Origin of the sequence: Catenulispora sp. GP43, assembly GCF_041260665.1 — a bacterium.
In the GTDB taxonomy this organism is placed as follows: domain Bacteria; phylum Actinomycetota; class Actinomycetes; order Streptomycetales; family Catenulisporaceae; genus Catenulispora.
In genome coordinates this window covers 17826-37627 of record NZ_JBGCCT010000046.1, presented here as the reverse complement: position 1 = coordinate 37627, position 19802 = coordinate 17826, and the positions used below count along the sequence as shown (strand labels likewise).

The 19802-nt window shown below is 71.7% G+C and carries 22 protein-coding genes; 17 read left to right on the top strand and 5 right to left on the bottom strand.

The genetic code is table 11. The annotated features are described in order from the left end of the window. Positions 1-39: 39 nt before the first annotated feature. The 3 genes from ABH926_RS49980 to ABH926_RS49970 all read right to left on the bottom strand — a co-directional run bounded on the left by ABH926_RS49980 (position 40) and on the right by ABH926_RS49970 (position 3515). Positions 40-1542 (bottom strand): hypothetical protein, encoded by a 1503-nt coding sequence (locus tag ABH926_RS49980; RefSeq protein WP_370374468.1) that lies wholly within the window; start codon positions 1540-1542, stop codon positions 40-42. Positions 1543-1544: 2 nt separating this feature from the next. Then, positions 1545-2087 carry a SigE family RNA polymerase sigma factor gene (locus ABH926_RS49975; RefSeq protein WP_370374467.1) on the bottom strand — a complete coding sequence of 181 codons (543 nt, stop codon included), beginning with the start codon at positions 2085-2087 and terminating at the stop codon, positions 1545-1547. Between the two features lie 297 nt (positions 2088-2384). After that, a complete protein-coding gene (locus ABH926_RS49970; protein WP_370374466.1) occupies positions 2385-3515 on the bottom strand; it encodes an NAD(P)H-dependent flavin oxidoreductase in 1131 nt (376 codons plus the stop codon). 137 nt (positions 3516-3652) lie between these two features. On the opposite strand from ABH926_RS49970, the gene ABH926_RS49965 reads away from it, so the two are divergent. The 7 genes from ABH926_RS49965 to ABH926_RS49935 all read left to right on the top strand — a co-directional run bounded on the left by ABH926_RS49965 (position 3653) and on the right by ABH926_RS49935 (position 9411). After that, positions 3653-4858, top strand: a complete 1206-nt coding sequence (locus ABH926_RS49965) for an ABC transporter ATP-binding protein (protein ID WP_370374465.1) — start codon at positions 3653-3655, stop codon at positions 4856-4858. A gap of 32 nt (positions 4859-4890) precedes the next feature. After that, complete coding sequence (locus ABH926_RS49960) at positions 4891-5526, top strand: ABC transporter permease (protein WP_370374464.1); 636 nt, start codon at positions 4891-4893, stop codon at positions 5524-5526. Beyond that, positions 5523-6200 carry an ABC transporter permease gene (locus tag ABH926_RS49955; RefSeq protein WP_370374463.1) on the top strand — a complete coding sequence of 226 codons (678 nt, stop codon included), beginning with the start codon at positions 5523-5525 and terminating at the stop codon, positions 6198-6200. The genes ABH926_RS49960 and ABH926_RS49955 overlap by 4 nt, the downstream gene beginning before the upstream one ends. Positions 6201-6248: 48 nt before the next feature. Then, entirely contained in the window at positions 6249-7157 is a 909-nt protein-coding gene (locus ABH926_RS49950) for an ABC transporter substrate-binding protein (protein ID WP_370374462.1), read from the top strand. Between the two features lie 272 nt (positions 7158-7429). Continuing rightward, positions 7430-7927: a cysteine dioxygenase family protein gene (locus tag ABH926_RS49945; RefSeq protein WP_370374461.1), complete on the top strand. Its 498-nt coding sequence runs from the start codon at positions 7430-7432 to the stop codon at positions 7925-7927. Next, complete coding sequence (locus ABH926_RS49940) at positions 7924-8319, top strand: rhodanese-like domain-containing protein (protein WP_370374460.1); 396 nt, start codon at positions 7924-7926, stop codon at positions 8317-8319. Before ABH926_RS49945 ends, ABH926_RS49940 begins: the two co-directional genes overlap by 4 nt. 177 nt (positions 8320-8496) lie before the next feature. After that, positions 8497-9411 carry an ABC transporter substrate-binding protein gene (locus ABH926_RS49935; RefSeq protein WP_370374459.1) on the top strand — a complete coding sequence of 305 codons (915 nt, stop codon included), beginning with the start codon at positions 8497-8499 and terminating at the stop codon, positions 9409-9411. Positions 9412-9566: 155 nt separating this feature from the next. On the opposite strand, the gene ABH926_RS49930 is transcribed toward ABH926_RS49935, so the two are convergent. Beyond that, positions 9567-10004 carry a CBS domain-containing protein gene (locus ABH926_RS49930; RefSeq protein ID WP_370374458.1) on the bottom strand — a complete coding sequence of 146 codons (438 nt, stop codon included), beginning with the start codon at positions 10002-10004 and terminating at the stop codon, positions 9567-9569. A 210-nt stretch (positions 10005-10214) separates the two neighbouring features. On the opposite strand from ABH926_RS49930, the gene ABH926_RS49925 reads away from it, so the two are divergent. The 7 genes from ABH926_RS49925 (at position 10215) to ABH926_RS49895 (ending at position 16651) form a co-directional block, all read left to right on the top strand. Beyond that, complete coding sequence (locus tag ABH926_RS49925) at positions 10215-11270, top strand: hypothetical protein (protein WP_370374457.1); 1056 nt, start codon at positions 10215-10217, stop codon at positions 11268-11270. After that, positions 11267-12232, top strand: coding sequence for a DUF4129 domain-containing protein (locus tag ABH926_RS49920; RefSeq protein ID WP_370374456.1), 966 nt, complete (start codon positions 11267-11269; stop codon positions 12230-12232). The genes ABH926_RS49925 and ABH926_RS49920 overlap by 4 nt, the downstream gene beginning before the upstream one ends. Then, the gene (locus ABH926_RS49915; protein ID WP_370374455.1) at positions 12232-12963 is read left to right on the top strand and encodes a hypothetical protein; all 732 of its coding nucleotides are present in this window, start codon (positions 12232-12234) and stop codon (positions 12961-12963) included. The genes ABH926_RS49920 and ABH926_RS49915 overlap by 1 nt, the downstream gene beginning before the upstream one ends. 19 nt (positions 12964-12982) lie before the next feature. Further along, a complete protein-coding gene (locus ABH926_RS49910; protein ID WP_370374454.1) occupies positions 12983-14032 on the top strand; it encodes an AAA family ATPase in 1050 nt (349 codons plus the stop codon). A gap of 299 nt (positions 14033-14331) precedes the next feature. After that, positions 14332-15579: a DUF58 domain-containing protein gene (locus ABH926_RS49905; protein WP_370374453.1), complete on the top strand. Its 1248-nt coding sequence runs from the start codon at positions 14332-14334 to the stop codon at positions 15577-15579. Further along, a complete protein-coding gene (locus ABH926_RS49900; protein ID WP_370374452.1) occupies positions 15576-16208 on the top strand; it encodes a hypothetical protein in 633 nt (210 codons plus the stop codon). Before ABH926_RS49905 ends, ABH926_RS49900 begins: the two co-directional genes overlap by 4 nt. Beyond that, entirely contained in the window at positions 16205-16651 is a 447-nt protein-coding gene (locus tag ABH926_RS49895) for a DUF3817 domain-containing protein (protein WP_370374451.1), read from the top strand. The genes ABH926_RS49900 and ABH926_RS49895 overlap by 4 nt, the downstream gene beginning before the upstream one ends. On the opposite strand, the gene ABH926_RS49890 is transcribed toward ABH926_RS49895, so the two are convergent. Beyond that, positions 16614-17447: an SURF1 family protein gene (locus tag ABH926_RS49890; RefSeq protein WP_370374450.1), complete on the bottom strand. Its 834-nt coding sequence runs from the start codon at positions 17445-17447 to the stop codon at positions 16614-16616. The genes ABH926_RS49895 and ABH926_RS49890 overlap by 38 nt on opposite strands. Before the next feature lie 214 nt (positions 17448-17661). Between ABH926_RS49890 and ABH926_RS49885 the strand changes: the two genes are divergently transcribed. From ABH926_RS49885 to ABH926_RS49875, 3 genes are all read left to right on the top strand, one after another. Beyond that, positions 17662-18444: a PP2C family protein-serine/threonine phosphatase gene (locus ABH926_RS49885; RefSeq protein WP_370374449.1), complete on the top strand. Its 783-nt coding sequence runs from the start codon at positions 17662-17664 to the stop codon at positions 18442-18444. A 4-nt stretch (positions 18445-18448) separates the two neighbouring features. Beyond that, entirely contained in the window at positions 18449-18931 is a 483-nt protein-coding gene (locus ABH926_RS49880; RefSeq protein WP_370374448.1) for an SRPBCC family protein, read from the top strand. A 74-nt stretch (positions 18932-19005) separates the two neighbouring features. Further along, a complete protein-coding gene (locus ABH926_RS49875; protein WP_370374447.1) occupies positions 19006-19704 on the top strand; it encodes a hypothetical protein in 699 nt (232 codons plus the stop codon). Positions 19705-19802: the final 98 nt, after the last annotated feature.

Here is a 19802-nt window from a genome sequence, read left to right as displayed (position 1 = left end):
CGACCGCTGCGCGCCGCCGACGAGCCGTGGCGGGAACCGTCAGTGACCTGTCATGCCCGCGTGGTAGCGCGAGACCATGGCGCGGGCGAGATTCGCGAGCCACTGTTGATCGGCCGCCGAACTCATGTCGAGCGGTTTGTTCTCCAGCCAGATCGCGTCCTGGGCGTAGGCGGCGTTGGAGACATCAGCGCGCAGGATCGTGTCGCCGATCCGGACCTCGACGCTGACGATTCCCAGGCCGGGGACGACCGCTTCGAAGGCTTCGTCGCCGATGCCCGCCGGCAACGGGACGACCTTGTCACCGCTGTAGTCGACCGGCCCGTTCTTGCCCTTGCACCCGCTCTGCGCCGCCGACCGGACCTGCGCCATCGTCTGCGCACCGGTGCCGGCATGAAAAGGGAATTCGCCTTCATACACCGTGCCCGAGATGCCGTCGGGCAACTGACCCCAATAGCGTGCCTGCGATCCGGCCTTGGCCACGGAGACAGTCCGAGTCGGAACACAGCCGTTGGCGATCTGGTACTGCAGGGGGCTTCCGCCTACGCCCCCTGAGGTGTCGAAAGCCCACCCCTTTCCCAAGTCGGCGGGCTGCAGGAGCCTCCCGTCGGAGTCCGGCGGCGGGATCGGATGCCAGCCGGGCCCGACCGCCGGATCGGCCAGCGCCGCGGCGAGAGACTGCTCGCTCCAGGGTGTCGGGTGGACCACGGTCGTCGGATCCGGCACCGAACCCTGCCACCCCGACGTCCAGAAGTCCGTCGCGACGACGGAGAAGACTTCGCCATCGAAGAACTGGCGCACCGCGACCATCGCGGTCCCCTCACCGATCCGCGCCGAGGCGGTGCCGATCGTCGAGCCGTCCGCGAGGTGAGACTGGGTGCACGCCGACCACTTGACCGACGCCGACGACGTGATCCCGGCCCCGGCCGGCGACGGATCGCCACCGACGGCGAGGGCGCACGGTCCGGTGAGCTGATCGGTGCCGAGCTCGCCCGTCGGCATGCTGCGGGCGGATCCGCCGGAGGAGGCGAACTGGAAACTCAGCTCGCCCGCCGGCCGCGGGGCGGCGGTGACCCAGACCGAGCTCATGCCGATCGTGGTGGCCCGCTTGACCTCCGCGTCGCCGGCGGAGACGACGCGCACGTCGTCCGCCTTCCCGACGATGTGCGACAACGACGGGTCCAAGCGCCCCATCACCGCCGCCAAGTCGGCCACCGCTGGCTCCGGCACATAGGCGTGCCCGGAATTGTCGACGGGACCCAGATAGTTGGTGTGCTCGAAGATTTCCGCCAGCGGCCTGTTCCCCCACCCACCGCCCGGCCCGGCCTGCGACCCGAGATCAGTGGTCCCCGCGCCGAGACCGACGGCCACGGCCGCGGTCACCGCCACCACACCCGCCAGTCCGCCGCCGGCCCCCGCCGTCCGAAGCCGCCGGCGCCGGTCCCCGGAGCGCGCGAGCGCCATCGCGTCGGCGGTCCACGCGGGCTCCCCGGCACCCCGGGTCCGGTCGAACAGTTCGCGAGCCCACTCCAGCTCCTCAGTCATGCTCATCCTTCCTTCCACGTGAGCAGGTCGGGGTCGGTGGCGTACGCGGGGCTCGCGAATTCCGCGCGCAACGCCGCCAGTCCCCGTGACGTCTGGCTCTTGACGGTGCCGACCGAACACCCCAGCAGCCGGGCGGTCTCCTCCACGCTCTGGTCCTCCCAGAAGCGCAGCACCAGGACCGCGCGCTGCCCGGCGGGCAGCGTGCGCAGCGCCGCGACGAGCAGGTCGCGGTCGGCGGCGGCCGCGTCGACCGGGCCCTCGGCGGCCGGCGGATCCGGCAGCCAGTCCGACGCCGATTGCTCCCGGCGCCAGCGCGCGCGGCGCTTCTCGTCGATGCAGGCGCGCAGCAGGGTCTTGCGAAGGTAGGCGTCCAGATCCTCGCGACGGCGGACCCGGCCCCAGACGGCGTGCAGCTTGATGAGGGCGATCTGCGTCAGGTCCTCGGCCTGGTGCCAGTCCCCGCACATCAGGTACGCCGTGCGCCGCAGCGTGGGCGAACGGGCGGCGACCAGTTCGCTGAACTCGCCGTCGTCAGGTCTTCTCATGTGGCCACCCCTCGCGTTCTCCCTGCATGCAGGTGCTACACGAGGGCGGGGGCGCGTCAGGTTGTCAGAACACGCCGAACGACCGACACCGGGGCCTCTAGAGCGCGGAAAGAGACCCCGGTGTCCCGGTCGCGTCTGCCCTCGGCGTGACCGGTTGGGGCGCCGGGACCGTATGGGTCACCGGTGCCAGTTCGCAGAGTACGGTGTGACAGGCGGTGACCGCACGGTTATCGGCGGATGTGGATGATTTTCCGCTCGTGCCCCTTACGACCGTTCGCGGTCGCGAACAAGAGCGTGTCAGGCCTCGGTGATGCGACCCAGGCGCTCCACGGCCGCCGCGTACTCCTCGACGAGCTGGTAGATCACGTCCCGGACCGGCCGGACCTGGGTCATCGACCCGACGATCTGGCCCACCGGCATGCCCATGAGCTCGGTGCGCCCGGCCCGCGCGATCCGCCGGTGCGCCTCGGAGACCAGCATGTACTGCAGCGGCATCGGCAGCGCGCCGGGGGAATCAGTGCCCTCCCAGGCATCCGTCCAGTCGGTGCGCAGCTGCCGGGCCGGCTTGCCGGTCAGGGCGCGGGAGCGGACGGTGTCGCGGGAGGACGCGGCCAGCAGCTTGGGGACCACCCGCGGGTCAGTGTCGGCCTCGGCGACCGTCAGCCAGATCGAGCCGGTCCACGCGCCCTGCGCGCCGAGCGCCATCGCCGCGGCCACCTGGCGGCCGTCGCCGATGCCGCCGGCGGCCAGGACCGGGGTGTCGCCGACCGCGTCGACGACCTCGGGGATCAGCACCATGGTGGAGATCTCGCCGGTGTGGCCGCCGGCCTCGGTGCCCTGCGCGACGATGATGTCGACGCCGGATTCCACCTGCTTGCGCGCGTGGTGCGCGCTGGAGGCCAGGCCGGCTGTGCGGACGTTGTTGCGGTGCGCCAGCTCCACGATGTCGGCCGGCAGCGGACCCAGGGCGCTGGCCAGCAGCGCGATCGGGTGGTCGAGGGCGACCTCGACCTGCGGGCGCGCGGTGGCGTCGGTCCAGCCCAGCAGCTGGTGGCTGTGGTCGCCGTCGGCGGGGAGTTCGGGGACTTCGTACTTGTCGAGGATGCCCTCGACGAAGTCGCGATGCTTGGCGGGAATGTAGGCCTTGAGCGTCTCCTCCATACTCGTGCGCGCCGAGTCCTTGGCGGAGACTTCGTGCACTGATGTGGAGACCGAGGCCGGCATGACGACGTCGACGCCGTACGGCTTGCCGTCGGTGTGCGCGTCCAGCCAGCGCAGCTCGGTCTCCAGCTCGTCGGGGGTGAAGTAGACGGCGCCCAGGACGCCCAGGCCCCCGGCCCGGGTGACCGCCGCGACGACGTCGCGGCAGTGGCTGAAGGCGAACAGGGGGAATTCCAGACCCAGGGATGCCGAGAGCGGGGTTCGCATGGTGGGGACGGTAGGGGCCGGGGCGTAAAACTGCAACAGGTTCTAGTATTTGATGTAGGACGCGCACCCTCTCCGCAGCGGGCATCTTGCCTGGACTTGACCAACCTTTGACCGAGCCACCGGCTAGGCTCTCCGGCGTGATTTCCTTCGTGCAGGTCGGAAAGACGTACCCGGATGGGACGGTGGCCGTCGCCGCGACGGACCTGACCGCGGACAGCGGCCGCGTCACGGTGCTGGTGGGCCCGTCGGGGTCGGGCAAGACGACCCTGCTGCGGATGGTCAACCGGATGATCGACCCGACCAGCGGCGAGATCCTCATCGACGGGGTGGACGTGCGGTCCAAGTCCGCGCCGGAGCTGCGGCGCGGGATCGGCTACGTGATCCAGAACGCCGGCTTGTTCCCGCACCGAACGGTGCTGGCCAACGTGATGACCGTGCCGCGGCTGCTGGGCTGGTCCAAGCAGAGGGCGCGCGAGCGGGCCATGGAGTTGCTGACCACCGTCGGCCTGGATGAGTCGCACGCGAAGCGCTATCCCTTCCAGCTCTCCGGCGGCCAACAGCAGCGCGTCGGCGTCGCCCGGGCGCTGGCCGCCGATCCACCGGTGCTGCTCATGGACGAGCCCTTCAGCGCCGTGGACCCCGTGGTGCGCAAGGACCTGCAAACCGAACTGCTGCGCCTGCAATCCGAGCTGAGCAAAACGATCCTGTTCGTCACGCACGACATCGACGAGGCGATCCAGCTCGGCGACAAGGTCGCGGTGCTGAACACCGGCGGCGTGCTGGAGCAGTTCGACACCCCGGCCGAACTGCTGGCCCACCCGAAGAACGCGTTCGTCGAGAGCTTCCTGGGCCTGGACCGCGGCGTGCGCCGGCTGTCCTTCTACTCCTCCTCCGGCGTCCCGCTGCGCCCCGAGCCCGTGGTCGCGGTGGACGCGCCGCCGGCCGAGGTGCTGGCGCGCCGGGGGACGCAGCCGTGGCTGCTGGTCGTGGACGGCGGGCACAAGCCGCTGGGCTGGCTGCCGGCCGACCAGGTGCCGGCCGACGGCGACCTGAGCCGGGTGCCGGTCGGCGACCTGACCTCCTACGGGCACACCTTCGACGCCGAGACCGACTCGCTGCGCGCGGCGCTGGACTCGGCGATCCTGTCCCCCTCCAGCCGGGCGGTCGGCGTGGGCGTCGACGGCCGGGTGATAGGCGTGGCCTCGGTGGAGGAACTGGTTCCGGCGATCCGGGCCGCGCAGAGCGGGAGCGCACCGGAAATCGGATCCTTCAGCGACGGCCAAAAGAGCGGATTCGACGACACCACCGGCACCGGCTCCGACGACACCCCGGAGATGGACTGATGGGGCCAGACCGACTGATAAGGCCCGCGGGCTTGCTCCCCCACATCCCCGACTATCTGGGCACATACGGTTCACTGATCCAGCAGCAGCTGACGATGGCGCTGCTGTCGGTGCTGTTCGGGTTCATAGCCGCGCTGCCGATATCGCTGCTGTGCGTGCGCTTCCCGAAGATCTACCCGGCCGTGGTCGGGCTGGTGACCGTCATCTACTCGCTGCCGTCCATCGCGCTGTTCGTGCTGCTGGTGCCCTCCACCGGACTGACGCAGACCACGGTCATCATCCCGCTGTCGTTCTACAGCCTGGCCGCCCTGGTCCCGAACATCGTCGAGGGCATAAGGGGAATCCCCGAGGACGTCCGCCTGGCGGCCGTGGCCATGGGCTACACCGGCGCGCGCCGGGTGTTCGCCGTGGACCTGCCGCTGGCGGTGCCGCCGATCATGGCCGGGCTGCGGGTGGCGACGGTCGGCAACATCAGCATGGTCAGCGTCGGCACGGTCATCGGCGTGGGGGCCTTCGGCGCCCTGTTCACGGCGGCGGCCCAGCTGAGCCGTTCGGACCTGGCGGTGACCGGCATCGTCGTGATCGTCGCCCTGGCCCTGGCCTGCGACCTGCTGTTGGTGATCATCCAGCGGCTGCTCACGCCGTGGAACAAGCGGAGGCCGGCGTGAACGTCCTGAGCCAAGCCTGGGGCTGGCTGACCACGAGCGCGAACTGGAGCGGGTCCGACGGCATCCCGACCCGGCTCCTGCAGCACTTCGAGTACTCGGCCGAGGCGGTCCTCATCGCGGCCGTGATCGCCTTCCCGCTGGGCCTGCTGACCGGGCACGCCAAGCGCGGCGGCCTGGCCGTGAGCTCGCTGGCCAACCTGGCGCGGGCGCTGCCGACGCTGGGCTTGGTGGTGCTGCTGGTGGTGGTCATGGGCGTGAAGTTCCGGGCCGTGATGATCCCGCTGGTGGCGCTGACCGTCCCGCCGATCCTGCTGAACACCTACGAGGGCATCCGCAACGTGGACCCGCAGCTCACCGACGCCGCGAAGGGCATGGGCCTGAGATCGTGGCAGGTGCTGTGGCGGGCCGAGGTCCCGGCGGCGCTGCCGCTGATCCTGACCGGTTTCCAGTTCGCGGCGGTGAACGCGATCGCGAACACGGCGATCGCGGCGTACTCCTCGTTCGGTGGACTGGGCCGCTTCGTCATCGACGGCCTGGCGACCACCGACTACGGAATGGTGGCCGGGGGTGCGATCCTGATCGTGATCGCGGCGATCCTGAACCTGCTGTTCTTCGCGCTGCTGCGCAGACTGCTGGTCTCGCCGGGATTGAGGCAGAAGAAACAGACTGTCTAGCGAGGAGCAGGGGGGCCGGCTTTCCAGCACCGCACGAAGGACGCCCCAATGAGCAAGTCCCCCCGCATCCTGCTGTCCGTCACCGCCGTGGCGGCCGCCGCCCTGGCCGCCACGGCCTGCACCAACGGCAACCCCCTGGTCCCGGGCCCGAAGAAGGGCCAGGTGACGGTCGGCTCGGCCGACTTCCCAGAGAACGTCCTGCTGGCCGACATCTACTACTCGGCGCTGAAGGCCAAAGGCGTAAAGGTCGGCGCGCGCTTCAACGTCGGCAGCCGCGAGGTGCTGTACCAGCAGGTCCGCCAGGGTTCGCTGACGGTGCTGCCGGAGTACAACGGGGCGTTGCTGGCGTATCTGGACTCGAAGACCCGCGCCGCGACCACCGAGGAGATCAACGCCGACCTCGGCGCGAAACTGCCGCCGCAGCTGGAGATCCTGAACTCCTCCCCCGCCGAGGACAAGAACGCCCTGGTCGTGGCGGCAGCCACGGCCGCCCAGGATCATCTGTCCTCGATCGCGGACCTGGCCCCGTACGCGCCCTCGCTGACCATCGGCGGGCCGCCGGAGTTCAAGGAGCGCTACCAGGGCCTGCCGGGCCTGAAGGACAAGTACGGGCTGACCTTCAGGAACTTCACCTCCCTGGACACCGCCGGCCCGATCACGGTCAAGGCCCTGGCCGGCGACACGGTGCAGGTGGCGACCCTGTTCACCACCGACCCGAGCATCACCTCGCACAACTTCAAGGTCCTGACCGACCCGAAGCAGGTCTTCACCGCGCAGAACGTGACGCCGCTGGCCTACCGCGCGAGCATGACGCCGGTCGCGACCGCGACGCTGAACGCGGTGTCGGCGAAGCTGGACACGGCGGCGCTGGCGGCGATGATGGTGAAGATCATGAACCAGAAGAAGGACATCGACGTGGTGGCGGACGCCTGGTTGAAGGGGGCCGGGCTGCGCTGATCGAGCGGGCCTCGGTGTCGAGCGTGGGCGTGACTTCTGAGCGCGTCCACATCCCGGACAAGCCCCGTCCGCACCCCGACACCGGATGAGACACCCGCGTCCACATCCCGAACGCTTCCGCCGAGCCCTTGCCCGTGCGTGCCACCATCACCGCATGTCCGCTCCGCTGCTCGCCTGGTCCGACCGCCCGGTCGACCTGCTGCGCGTGGCGTCCTGCATGTGTACCGAGGCCGTCCCCGACCTCGACCCACATCCCGGACCACGGAGTTGCCATGTCCTCGGCCTTGCAGACGCCTGAGCTCGACGTCGCCGACCCTTTCCTGCACGAGCTCGTCATCCCCGACCGCCCGCTGTGGACGCCCACGCAGCTTCGGGACCTGACCGCCGCGCTCGCCGGCGAGTACGCCGACCGGCTGCGCCCCCTGGTCCAGTACACCGAGCCGCAGCGATGGTGGCTGCGGCTCGCACTGACGCGGGGCGTCGAGGTCTGGCTGCTGAGCTGGCTGCCCGGCCAGGGCACCAAGCCCCACGACCACGGCGGCGCCGCCGGTTCCTTCGCCGTCCTGACCGGCGAGGTGCAGGAGGAGCACCGGTATCCCGGAGGCCCGATCGGGGTGCGCAGGCTACAGGTCGGTGACGGTCTCGGATTCGGCGGCGACCGCGCGCATATCGTCCGGCAAACGGGTATCGGGCCCGCCGCGACCGTGCACGCCTATTCGCCCCCGCTGCTCCCCACCCGGGAGTACGAGAGCCTGGAGGACCTGGTTTGAGTTCCGTGGACACGTTCCTGGAGAAGGCCCGTTCAGGACTGCGGCGGGTGAGTCCCCAGGAGGCTGACGCGCTGCGTCACCAGGGCGCTCTGCTGATCGACATCCGGCCGCACGCCAACCGCGCGGCCGAGGGCGAGATACCCGGGGCGCTGCCGGTCGAGCGCATCCACCTGGAGTGGCGGCTGTCGCCGGACAGCGAGTGGCGCCTGCCCGGCGTGACCGCTGACGCGCAGGTCGTCGTGTTCTGCAACGAGGGCTACGCCTCCAGCCTGGCCGCCCGCGACCTGCAACTGCTCGGCCTGGCGAACGCCACCGACCTGGTCGGCGGGTTCCGGGCCTGGGCCGCCGCGGGGTTGCCTACCGAGCCGGGAGGGCAGCCGGCGCTGCCGTGATTTCGGTCGGCGCCGGCGTCCACGTGTCGCCGCCGCCACAGCATCTTGATCCGGACCGGGCCGGTCGCAGCCACAAACGGTCTCGAAAAGGTCTCGAAACGGGTTTGTGGGAAGCCTGCCGTTGTCGGCAAGGGTTGCTAGGTTCGACTGGTCTATAGGTCTGGAGGGGATTTAAACATGCAAATGCGCACTACAGGTTCCAGGACACGGCTCCTCGGTACTGCTCTGGCGGTGGCCCTGGCCGCCACCGGCGCGCTGAGCGCCTGCTCGTCGAGCTCCAAGAGCGGTTCCAAGGTCGTCGTGGCCTCGGCGGCGTTCCCGGAGAACGTGCTGCTCATGGAGATCTACGCGCAGGCGCTGGAGGCCAAGGGCATCTCCGTTGAGCGCAAACCCAACGTGGGACAGCGAGACATCCTGTTCCAGCAGTTGAAGTCGGACTCGATCACGGTGGTCCCGGAGTACAACGGCGCGCTGCTCGCGTACCTGGACAAGACCGCGACCGAGACCTCGCAGAGCGGCGTGGACCAGGCCGTGAGCGCGAAGCTGCCGAGCAACCTGGAAATCCTGCAGCCGGCCGCGGCCCAGGACAACGACTCGCTGGTGGTGACCCAGGCGCTGGCGGCGAAGGACAACCTGAAGAACGTCTCCGACCTCGCCCCCTACGCCAAGGACCTGGTCCTGGGCTCGGCGGCGGAGTTCAAGACGCGGCAGCAGGGCGTCGTGGGCCTGCAGAGCCTCTACGGGCTGACCTTCAAGGACTTCAAGGCGCTGGACAACTCCGGTCCGCAGACGGTCTCCGCGCTGCAGCACGGGGACGCGGACGTCGTCGACCTCTACAGCACCACGCCGGCCATCAAGACCAACGGCTTCGTCGTGCTGAACGACGACAAGGGCCTGTTCGGCGTGCAGAACGTGATCCCGCTGGTCGACAAGAGCAAGCTGTCGCAGGCCGGCGTGGACGCGCTGAACGCGGTCTCGGCCAAGCTGGACACCCCGACGCTGACCTCGCTGCTGGAGCAGGTCGTGACCGAGAAGAAGGACTCCTCGGACGTGGCCAAGGCGTGGCTGGCCTCGGTGGGCCTGAACAAGTGACCCGCGCCTGAACGACGATGCCGGGCTGCCGGGCCGGACGCGGGAGACCGCCTCCGGCCCGGAGTAGTCAGGTCCGGCAATCGCCAGGCCCGGAATCGCCAGGCCCAGCATCACCAGACCCAGCATCATCAGGCCTGGTCAACTACCTGACCATTTTACGGCAGCTTGTCCTTGTGGCCCGACTTCGAGATCAGCGCCATCAGCTCGCCGACCGCCGCGGTCGGCAAATTCTTGGCCAAATCCGCGATGCCGATCACCCCGACGAGCTTGCCGGCCGCGACCACCGGCAGCCGCCGGACCCGGTTGCGCCCCATCGTCTCCACGACGTTGGTCACCGGCGCGTCGGCGTCGACGGTGTGGATCCCGCCGCGCATCAGCTCCCCGGCCTGCCGGATCGTCGGGTCGTCGTTCGAGGCCATCGCCTCGACCACCAGGTCGCGGTCGGTGAGCATGCCCAGCAGGCGGCCGGTGTCGTCGACCACCGGCACGCAGCCGACGTCCTCGTCACGCAGCACCCGGGCCACGTGCACCAGGTTGTCCGATTCCAGCACCGACTTGGGTGCCTCGGTCATCACATCGCGGACCGTGACCATGCATCCTCCTGCAGCCACTCGCGCACCGAAAAGCCGGAGCTGTCCCGTTCAGCTTGGCCGGGACCGGGCTGAACCGCTTTGTCGTGATCTGCCAGACGGGTTACCGACCGCCCGACGACCATCACCCGCCGTAGCTCCGCCAAACGGGTTATCCTCCGTTGGCGAGCCACGAAGTAGCCTCCACGGGGCGCGACAGGGGGGAGCCACACCATGACCGAGGCCGTCACGACGGCCCTGTCCGGATCCGCACCGCTGCCGGCTCCCAAGGTGACCCTCCCCCGGGAGCTCATACGGGTGCTGCGGGTGTGGCCGGACTGGCTGTTCGGGATGTTCGCCTCCATGGGCCTGGGACTGGCCACCGGCGCCTTCCTGTACTGGGACCCCTTCAGCGGCCGGATCCGCGATCCGCTGACCCTGATCGTCACCACCGTGCTCACCGCGGTCGCCGACGCCTCGCTGACCAACCAGCTGGCCGCCGAGCCGGAGTGGGCGATCAAGGTCCTGTCCGCCGGCGGCGACCCCGCGCGGATGCTGCGGGTGCGCAACCAGGTGCTCTACATCTTCGAGGCCGGATTCGCCTTCGGCGTGGCCGGCCTGGTGATCCTGCTGACCAAGGACCACCACTGGGTCAAGCACAACTGGCCGATCATCGCCGAGCTGCCGCTGGCCCCGATCGCCGCCGGCAACCTGGCCTCGGTCCTGTTCCCGTGCCCGTTCATGCGGCTGCGCCACCGCTTGCAGGCCACCACCACCTGGCCGCGCTGGGGCGCCTACATAGGCATCCCGTTCGCGCTGACCTCGCTGGGCACCGCGACCGTGTTGGGCTTCCCGGCCTGGATGGAGCAGCGGGTCAAGCACTCGGCGGACCGGATGCACCACCGGCCGTCCTGGCTGACCAGCGACAACATCCACTACGCCACCTGGATCGTCGCCGTCCCGGTGCTCAACCTGCTGATCTGGGCGATCGCGCTGAAGACCGCCGACAGCCTGGCCCACCTGCGCCGGCGCCATCTCGTCGTCCTGATGCAGAAGCACACCGAGCTGGCCAAGGACATGGACGACATCTCGCTGTGGGCGGCCGTCAGGGCCCTGCCGGCCAACCTGCGGACCATCCCCTCGGAGGTGCGCGAGGCCGCCGGCGCCGAGATCGAGCAGGTCCGGCAGGTCGGCGGGCACCTGGACCGCGGCCTGGAGCACGCGCTGGCCCGGCAGGCCGCGAAGATCCGCGCCAAGCGCGCCGCCGAGCAGAGCGCCGGAACCGCATGACCGGCGATCCCCGGCGCCGGCTGCCGCTCGCGGTCGTCATCCTCGCCATCGCCGCGATGGCGGTGGCGGCCCGGAGCGACGGCGGGCTGGACGGCGGCGTGGGCACCGGCGTGTGGGGCGACGGCCGGGTGGTGGCGGCGCTGGCCGCGCTGGCCCTGCTGGGGGTGGTCGCCACGAACTTCGCCAAGCACCGCGACGACGGCTACGGCATGCTGCACCGCGCCGGCACGGCGACCGCCGTGCTGCTCACCGCGGCCGCCGTGCTGACCCCGATCGGGCTGCTGTTCCTGGGCCGCAAGCCCGAGCCGCCGCCGGTCCAGCAACCGGATCCCCCGGTGACGGCCTCGCCCCGATTCCCGTCGATGCCGAGCCGGAGCGGCGTGCACACCGGTTCGGGCAAGGACGGCTTCGCCCGCGCGGTCGGTCTGACCCTGCTGTTCCTCGTCGTCGCCGCGGCGTTCGCGCTGCTCGTCTACGTCCTGGTCCGGCTGCTGTCGCGCCGCTGGTTCAGCCGGCTGCCGCTGGAACTCGCCGACTTCGACCCGCTGGGCCCGGAGCTCGAACAGCTCGCCGAGGCCGTCGCGGCCGGAACTGAAGCGCTGGAGTACGAGGGCGACGCGCGCGAGGCCGTCATCGCCTGCTACTCGGCGATGGAGCTGGCGGTCAGCGCGGGCGGCGGCGGACGGCGGGCCACGGACACCCCGGAGGAGTTCCTGCGCCGGGTCACCGCGGCGAACCTGATCCCCGACGAGCCGGCGCGCAAGCTCACCGAGCTGTTCCGCGAGGCGCGCTTCTCGCGGCACCGGATCGCCGAGGAGAAGCGCGACGCCGCGCGCGAGGCGCTGCGGGTCATATCCGTGCATGTGCAGGGCCGTGCGGCAGCGCTGGCCGCCGAGGCCGCACAGCAGGCCCAGGCCCAGGCCACGGCCGCGGCCGCAGCCCCGACCGGCGGGAGCCGCTGATGGGCGGCCTGAACCGCATGGAGAACCACCAGGCGGCCATGGAGCGCGCCCAGGAACGCCATCGCCGCGCGCTGGTGAACCGGCGCCGGGACCAGCAGGACGACGACCAGCCCAAGCTGTCCGTCGCCGAGCGCCGCACGTGGTTCGCGATCGGCGGCGCGCTGGCCGCGATGACCGCCGTCGTGGGGCTGTCGTCCTGGCTGGTCCTGGGCACCCGGTGGCTGGGGCTGGCGCTGGGCGTCTGTGTGGCGGCCGTCGCGCTCGCCGCCTGGTACACGGTGTCCGGCCGGACCCTCGGGATGGACAGCGACGTGCGCGAGCGCGTGCTGGAACGGCACTACATCGGCGTGGCCTGGTACGCCTCCATGCTGCGCAACACGCGCGAGCGCGGCGGCTACGAGCGCGGGCTGCGCCGGGAGCTGACCCGGCTGGCCGCGGCGCGGCTGGCCGAGCGGCACGGCGTGAACCTGTACCGGGATCCGCAGGCCGCGGCGCGGGTGATCGGGGCCGACCTGTGGCCGCTGGTGGACCCGTCGACGGTGCGCACCGCCGGCACCGGCGGCGACGCCCGGGCCGGCAGCGGCACCGGAACCAGCAGTGGCAACGGAACCAGCAGTGGCAGCGGAACCAGCAGTGGCAGGGGCACCGGCACCGACCGGCCCGGCGCACGGCCGCCCGAAGTCCCGATCCGGGCGGTCGCCGAGCTGATCGAACGGCTGGAGCGGATGTGAACAGACCAGAGGAGAACCGATGTCGGACCAGCTGACCCCCGAGCAGACCTGCCGCAAGGCGCTCGCCGTGCTGGACGAGGTGGAGAAGGCCGTCGTCGGCAAGCGCGCGGCCCTGGAGCTGGTCCTGCTCGGCGTGCTGGCCGGCGGCCACGTGCTGATCGAGGACCTGCCCGGGCTCGGCAAGACCCTGATGGCCCGGTCCTTCGCCACGGCCCTGGGGCTGGACTTCACCCGCATCCAGTTCACCCCGGACCTGCTGCCCTCCGACGTCACCGGCGCGCCGTTCTACGACCAGCGCGGCGGCGACATGGTGTTCCGGCCCGGCCCGGTGTTCACCCAGCTGCTGCTGGCCGACGAGATCAACCGCACGCCCCCGAAGACCCAGGCCGCGCTGCTGGAGGCGATGGCCGAGGGCCAGGTCTCGGTGGACGGCAAGTCGCACCTGCTGGACCCGGCCTTCGTGGTGCTGGCCACCGACAACCCGATCGAGTACGAGGGCACCTACGCGCTGCCGGAGGCCCAGCTCGACCGGTTCCTGCTGCGGGTCCGGATGGGTTACCTGCTGCCGGCCGACGAGGCCGCGATGCTGCTGCGCCGGCTGGACCGCAAGGCCGAGCGGGTGGAGCTGGCGCGGATCGTGGACGCCGACGAGCTGCTGGCGATGCGCGCCGCGCTGGAGACGGTGGAGGTAGCCGCCGACGTCGTGGACTACGTGGTGGCGCTGGTGAACGCCACCCGCGCGGCCACCCAGGTGCAGGTCGGGGCCAGCCCGCGCGGCGGCCTGGCGCTGGTCCAGCTGGCCCGGGCCCGGGCGGTGCTGTCCGGGCGCGACTACGTGATCCCCGAGGACGTCAAGGCGGTCGCCGTCCCGGCACTGGCGCACCGGATCAGCCTGCGGCCGGAGCTGTGGGTGCGGCGGGTGTCGGCAGACGAGGTGGTGGCCTCGCTGCTGGCCGCGACGCCTACGCCGCGGACGCTGCCGCGCCAGCAGGACGCGGCCGGCGCCGGGGCTGCCGGGCCGAACCAGGCGCAGCCGCCGGCACAGAAGCCGGCCGGCGCCACCCGATGATCAGCGCGCCGACGCCTGGTCCGGGCGGCTCACCGGGCAGCGCGCCAGGCGGCGGAGCTCAGGGCTCCGGCGCGGGGCAGCCAGCCGGGCCGACGCCTGGTCCGGGCGGTTCGCCGGCCAGCTCGCCAGGCGGCGGAGCTCAGGCCTTCAGCGCGAGCCGGCCGGCGGCCCCGTCCGCGCCGAGGCCGAACCCGACATCCCGTCCCCAAACCGCGGCGCCCCCCGCCCCGACCGTTTGGCGCCCCTCCCAGCGCGCCGTCAGACTCCTGACCGCGGCGATCTGCGCCCTGGTCCCGGCGGTGGCGTTCGGCGCGTGGTGGTGCGTACCGCTGGCGGCGGTACCGCTGCTGATGCTCACCGCGCACGGCGGCTCGCACCCCAAGCGGGTCCGCGCCGAGGTCGACGTCCCCGAGCGCCGCTTGTTCGAGGGCGACGTCCTGACCGCGACCATCCGCCTGGCCGCCGACGGCGCCGCGGGCTGGACCCGCCAGGAGTACCTGCCCCCGCGCTCCCGCGACGACCACGACTTCGGCGGCGCCCCGGCGCCCTCGGGGGTGCGCCTGGAGTCGCTGGAGCTGACCCGCGGGGTGATCACCGTGAAGCTGCTGATCCCGCGCTGGGGCCGGTGGTCGCTCGGCGCGGTCGCGATCGACGTCCACGACACCGCGGGCCTGCGCCTCACCTCGCTGCACGCCGACCTCGGCGAGGTCGAGGCCTTCCCGGTGCCGGCCCCGGACGACACCACGCTGGCCCCGGTGCGCTTCCCGGACCGCTTCGGCGAGCACTCGGCGCGCACCCCGGGCGAGGGCGTGGAGTTCATCCAGGTGCGGCCGTACGTGTTCGGCGACCGCCAGCGCCGGATCAACTGGTCGGCCACCACCCGGCGCCGCGAGCTGCAGGTCAACACCTTCGAGGCGGAGCGCGCCGCGGAGGCGGTGGTGGTCGTGGACGCGCTGTCCGACCTGCCGCAGCCCCCGGCCCCGGACGACCCGCGCCCGCGCTCGACCCTGGACACCGCGGTGCGCGGCGCCGCCGGCCTGGCCCAGGCCTACCTGTCCGCGCACGACCGGATCGGCCTGGTCACCCTGTCCGGCCGGGTGCAGTGGCTGACACCGGGCTCCGGCAGCGCGCACCTGTACCGGATCGCGCAGACCGTCATGGACCTGCGCAAGGACTTCACCTACGAGACCGGCGGCCTGAGCCGGCTCCCCACCCGGGTGCTGCCGCGCGGCGCCCTGGTCTACATCTTCAGTCCCCTGCTGGACCCCGGCGTGGTCGAGGCGATCAGCGAGCTCACCGACCGCGGCCACCCGCTGGTGGTCATCGACGTGCTGGCGCACGAACCGGCGGTAGGAGGCGGCGGCGCCAGTGCCAAGCCGGACCACCTGGACGCGCTGGCGCTGCGGCTGTGGCGGCTGGACCGGCAGGCGGTGCGGTTCGTGCTCGGCGAGCTGGGCGTCCCGGTGGTGTCCTGGGACGGCCTGGGCCCGCTGGATCTGGCGCTGGCCCCGCTGCGGCAGGCGCCGCTGGCCGGGAGGTCGCGATGAGCGGACAGAACGCGGGCCCGACGTCCGCTTCCCCCGACGGCGGCGGCGGGCTGCTGGCCAGCCGGGGATTCTGGGCCGGCTACGGCGTGCTGATGGCGGTGATGGGCGCCCGGCTGCCGATGTGGTCCTGGCCGCCGCACGCCGGCCAGCTGGTCGAGCTGCTCTTCGCCGCTGTGATGTTCGCCGCGCTCGCCCAGCCCTACACCGGCCGCCCGGTGCTGGCCTCGATGCGGATGCACCACATGGCGCTGGCCCATCGCAACACCCTGCTGGTCGGCGTCTTCGTGGCGCTGGTCGCCAGCGGGAAGCCGCAGGCCTGGGCCGCCGGGGTCGACGCGCTGCTGCTGGCCGGCTACCTGGTGCTGACCGACGCGCTCACCGTCCCGCCGCGGGTGCTGAAGCGGATCGCCTCCCCGGCGTTCCTGATCACCCTGGTCGCGGTCATCGGCGGCGCGACGGCGCTGGTCGCGCTGCCCGCGGCCGATGACGCCTACCGGCCGCTCCTGGTGGCCGCCGCCGGGGCCGCGGCGCTGGCGGCCGCGATGGCGACCGCCTTCGGGAGCGCCGAGGAACGGCGAGTAGGCTCGCGGGGAACCGACCACCGAAACCAGGACAGGTCCTCCGAATGACTACGCTGACCTCCGGTGCCATCAAGCGTTACCGCGTGATGGCACTGTTCACCGGCACCATGCTGCTGCTGCTCACCTTCGTGGTCATCCCGCTGCAGCTGTGGGCGCACAACAAGACGCTGGAGAAGCCGGTCGCGATGATCCACGGCTACGGCTACATGCTGTACCTGATCGTGGCGCTCGACCTGTGCCTGCGGGCCCGGTACAAGCCGATCCGCACCATCCTGATCCTGCTGGTCGGCGTGGTGCCGTTCCTGGCGTTCTACTACGAGCGGATCGTGGTGCGCGACACACAGCGGCTGCTGGCCGAGTCTCAGGAGCGGGCGGCGAAGAAGAAGGCCAAGGCCGCTTCGAAGGCAACCCGGACCAAGACCGCCGTCACCGTCGGTGCGCAGGGCGGAGACGTTACGGAGTCGTCGCCGGCGCCTGCTCAGGCGGACTGAGCTCCTCGGCCTCTTCGGATTCCTCGTCCTCTTCTTCCTCGACCGGATTCGCCAGACGGCGAACGTAGGTCACGAACCACCACAGGCCCACAACGCCGAACAACCACCACTGCAACGTGTAGCCGACGTTGAGGATGTACCACGACGAGCTGTTCGGCGGGGCCGGCGCCGGGATCGCGGTGAGCTGCCCCGCCCCCGGGTCGGCGGCCGGGGCGACCCCGGTCTGGTTGATGTAGGCCTGGTCCAGGTTGCTGTACGGCCAGGTGTTCACCAGCGTGGCCACGTCCACCGAGGCGATCAGGTGCGCCGGGTCCTTGGCCGCGGCGTCGGAGGCGTCCGGCGGGGCGCCGTCGGCCGGCTCCTCGGCGGACAGCCAGCCGGTGACGGTGACCCGGCCGGCCGGGGCCGGCGGCGGCGTGACCGGCTGCGCGGTCCAACCCCGGCTGACCACCACCACCGTGCCGTCGGCCAGCTTCAGCGGGGCGATCACGATGTAGCCGATGCGGCCGTCCGGGAAGCGGCGGTCGGGCACCAGCAGCTGGTGGCCGCCGTCGAAGACCCCGGTGGCGGTGACGGCGTGGCCGATGGAGTCCCCGGTCGCCGGGGACCCGTCCGTGAGCAGCTGCGCCAGCGGCGCGGGCGTCACATACGCGGCCGCCGCCTGCGGGCTCAGCTTGTGCGTGCGGTGCGCGCGCGACCACTGCCACATCCCCAGGCCGACGAAGGCCACGGTGAGCACGATCAGGGCCGTGATCGCCGCGAGCCAGGAGGGGCGCAACAGGAAGCGGTACTTCATCGCCCCCAGCTTCCCACGGCTGTGAGCGCGGTAAGAATCGGGTTGCTTTTCGGCAGGAAAACCGCGGCTCCTACTACGTTGTGCGTCACTAAGGGAATACTCTGAGTGCGGCGAGAGGCGCCGCCCGTAAAAATCTGCGCACTATGAAGGTCTACGCACACAATGAACTGGGCCTTCGCACCGGGCAGGGCCCTATCCCCGCGTTGGAGGTGACGTGCACGGGCAGGTATCGAGGTCGGAGGCCTCCGGCCCCGGGCGTCCCCGCGCCCCGAAGGACGACGACGCGCGGATCGTCGAACGGCTCCAGCGCTCCCTGCTCCCGTCGGTCCTGGAGGTCAAGGGCCTGGTCACCGCCGCGGAGTACATCCCGGCGGCGCGCCACCACAACGTCGGCGGCGACTGGTACGACGTCTTCGAGCCGGTCCCGGGCACCGTCACCTGGGTGATCGGCGACGTGGCCGGGCACGGCTTCGGCGAGGCGGTGGTGATGGCCCAGCTCCGCAACGCCCTGCGCGCCTACGCCCTGGACACCGACGACCCGGCGGAGATCCTGCGCCGCCTGGACCGTTTCGTCACCGCCTACCTCCCCAACGACACCACCGCGACCGCCTGCGTGCTGGTCCTGGACCGCGCCACCGGACGCCTGCGCTACAGCCGCGCCGGCCACCCGCCGCCGCTGCTGCTGGCCGAACGCCGGGGCTCCTACGCCGCGCACTGGCTGGACCAGGGCCAAGGGCTGCCGCTGGGCGTGCGCGAGACCGAGTTCCGGCCGGTCGCCGAGCTCGCCCTGATCCCGGCGGACATGCTGGTGCTGTACACCGACGGCCTGGTCGAGAAGCCCGGCGACGACATCGAGGACGGCATGGAGCGGCTGCGGATGGCGGCCCAACTGGTCTGCGCGGAGACGCCGGAGACGGTGTGCCGGCAGCTCATGCGGCTGCCCGGCGAGGCGTACGCGGGGGACGACAGGGCCCTGCTGGTCAGCCGCATAAGCTGAACGCATGTACGCGACCCGACCGGTAGACCTCGATTTCCTGAACACCGCCCCGCTGCGCATGTCCTTCGCCAACACCCTGCGCGCGACACCCCAAGCAGTCTTCGACGCCATAGCGCACGACGTGGCGGCCCTGCCCCGCTGGTACGGCGCGGTCGCGGCAGCGGAGTACGGCGGCGCGGCGCCCTTCGGCGTGGGCACGAAGCGCCGGGTGAAACTGGTCGGCGGCGTGGCGTTCCACGAGGAGGTCCTCGCCTGGGACACCCCGCACCGGTACGCGTACCGCATCGAGCGCACCACCGTCCCCGGCATCCGCGCCATGGCCGAGCAGTGGTCGGTGCTCACGACCCCGGCCGGCACCCGCCTGGTGTGGACGATGGCGATCGACGCGGCGGTGCCGACGGTCGTGGCCGTGCGCGCCTCGGCGCCGGGGATCGCGCTGGCCACGCGGCGGGCCATGGGGCGGCTGGACCGGATGCTGGCGGGTTAGCGCTCGCCCACCCCATCTGCGCGAACCACCCCACACCGACCCCGCCGCCGTCCCGCCCGATCACGCCTGGCACCATGTCTGATGCCATGCCGACCGCCGAGCCCCAGCCGCCGACCCTGCGCGCAGCGCGCGCCGCGGTCTTCGCCGCGCTCTGTGTCCTGGTCGGCGCGGTCGGGCACGACGCGTTCTCCGTCGGCGCGATTCCCCTGTGGGCTCTGCTCGTCGGCGGCGGCGCGGTGTTCCTGGTCGCGGCGCCGCTCACGCATCGTGAGCGCGGGCTGCCGACCATCGTGGTGCTGATGGCGGCCGTGCAGCTCGGGCTGCACCAGCTGTTCGCCGCCGCGCAGGCGGGTTCCGATCACATGAGCATGCCGATGGCCATGGCGATGCCGCCGCGCGGCGAGTTCTGGTGCGGCCACACCGAGCCGGCCGGCGTCACCCAGGCGATGCACAACGTCGCCGTGCCGACCATGGCCGCCGCCCCGCAGCACTCGATGACCGGCGGCATGCTGGCCGCGCACGTCGGCGCCGCGCTGGTCGCCGCCTGGTGGCTGCGCAGCGGCGAGGCGGCGGTGTGGTCGCTGGCGCGCACGCTCGGGCTGGCGCTCATCGCGCCGCTGGTGCTGCTGGTCGCCGCGCTCGGGGCCTGGACGCCGCCGCGCCGCGCCGCCACGCTCGTCACCGGCACCCCGGCGCGGGTCGGGCCCGGCCGACTCCTGCGCTTCGACGTTGCACGGCGCGGACCGCCGATGACGGCCGCCGCATTCGTCTGACACCGCCCGGGAGTCCTCGCGACGCCCCCGACGCGTGCATGTCAGATGCCCGATGCGGCCTTCGACCGTCATCGACCCGCCACGCCTTCACCACGCGT

Coding starts and splice junctions, on each gene's coding strand:
- ABH926_RS49970 (WP_370374466.1), bottom strand. CDS start 3,515: ATGCGAACCCCGCTCTCGGCATCCCTGGGTCTGGAATTCCCCCTGTTC.
- ABH926_RS49895 (WP_370374451.1), top strand. CDS start 16,205: ATGACTACGCTGACCTCCGGTGCCATCAAGCGTTACCGCGTGATGGCA.
- ABH926_RS49875 (WP_370374447.1), top strand. CDS start 19,006: ATGTCTGATGCCATGCCGACCGCCGAGCCCCAGCCGCCGACCCTGCGC.
- ABH926_RS49930 (WP_370374458.1), bottom strand. CDS start 10,004: ATGGTCACGGTCCGCGATGTGATGACCGAGGCACCCAAGTCGGTGCTG.
- ABH926_RS49950 (WP_370374462.1), top strand. CDS start 6,249: ATGAGCAAGTCCCCCCGCATCCTGCTGTCCGTCACCGCCGTGGCGGCC.
- ABH926_RS49935 (WP_370374459.1), top strand. CDS start 8,497: ATGCAAATGCGCACTACAGGTTCCAGGACACGGCTCCTCGGTACTGCT.
- ABH926_RS49975 (WP_370374467.1), bottom strand. CDS start 2,087: ATGAGAAGACCTGACGACGGCGAGTTCAGCGAACTGGTCGCCGCCCGT.
- ABH926_RS49980 (WP_370374468.1), bottom strand. CDS start 1,542: ATGACTGAGGAGCTGGAGTGGGCTCGCGAACTGTTCGACCGGACCCGG.
- ABH926_RS49900 (WP_370374452.1), top strand. CDS start 15,576: ATGAGCGGACAGAACGCGGGCCCGACGTCCGCTTCCCCCGACGGCGGC.
- ABH926_RS49945 (WP_370374461.1), top strand. CDS start 7,430: ATGTCCTCGGCCTTGCAGACGCCTGAGCTCGACGTCGCCGACCCTTTC.
- ABH926_RS49880 (WP_370374448.1), top strand. CDS start 18,449: ATGTACGCGACCCGACCGGTAGACCTCGATTTCCTGAACACCGCCCCG.
- ABH926_RS49915 (WP_370374455.1), top strand. CDS start 12,232: ATGGGCGGCCTGAACCGCATGGAGAACCACCAGGCGGCCATGGAGCGC.
- ABH926_RS49925 (WP_370374457.1), top strand. CDS start 10,215: ATGACCGAGGCCGTCACGACGGCCCTGTCCGGATCCGCACCGCTGCCG.
- ABH926_RS49890 (WP_370374450.1), bottom strand. CDS start 17,447: ATGAAGTACCGCTTCCTGTTGCGCCCCTCCTGGCTCGCGGCGATCACG.
- ABH926_RS49920 (WP_370374456.1), top strand. CDS start 11,267: ATGACCGGCGATCCCCGGCGCCGGCTGCCGCTCGCGGTCGTCATCCTC.
- ABH926_RS49910 (WP_370374454.1), top strand. CDS start 12,983: ATGTCGGACCAGCTGACCCCCGAGCAGACCTGCCGCAAGGCGCTCGCC.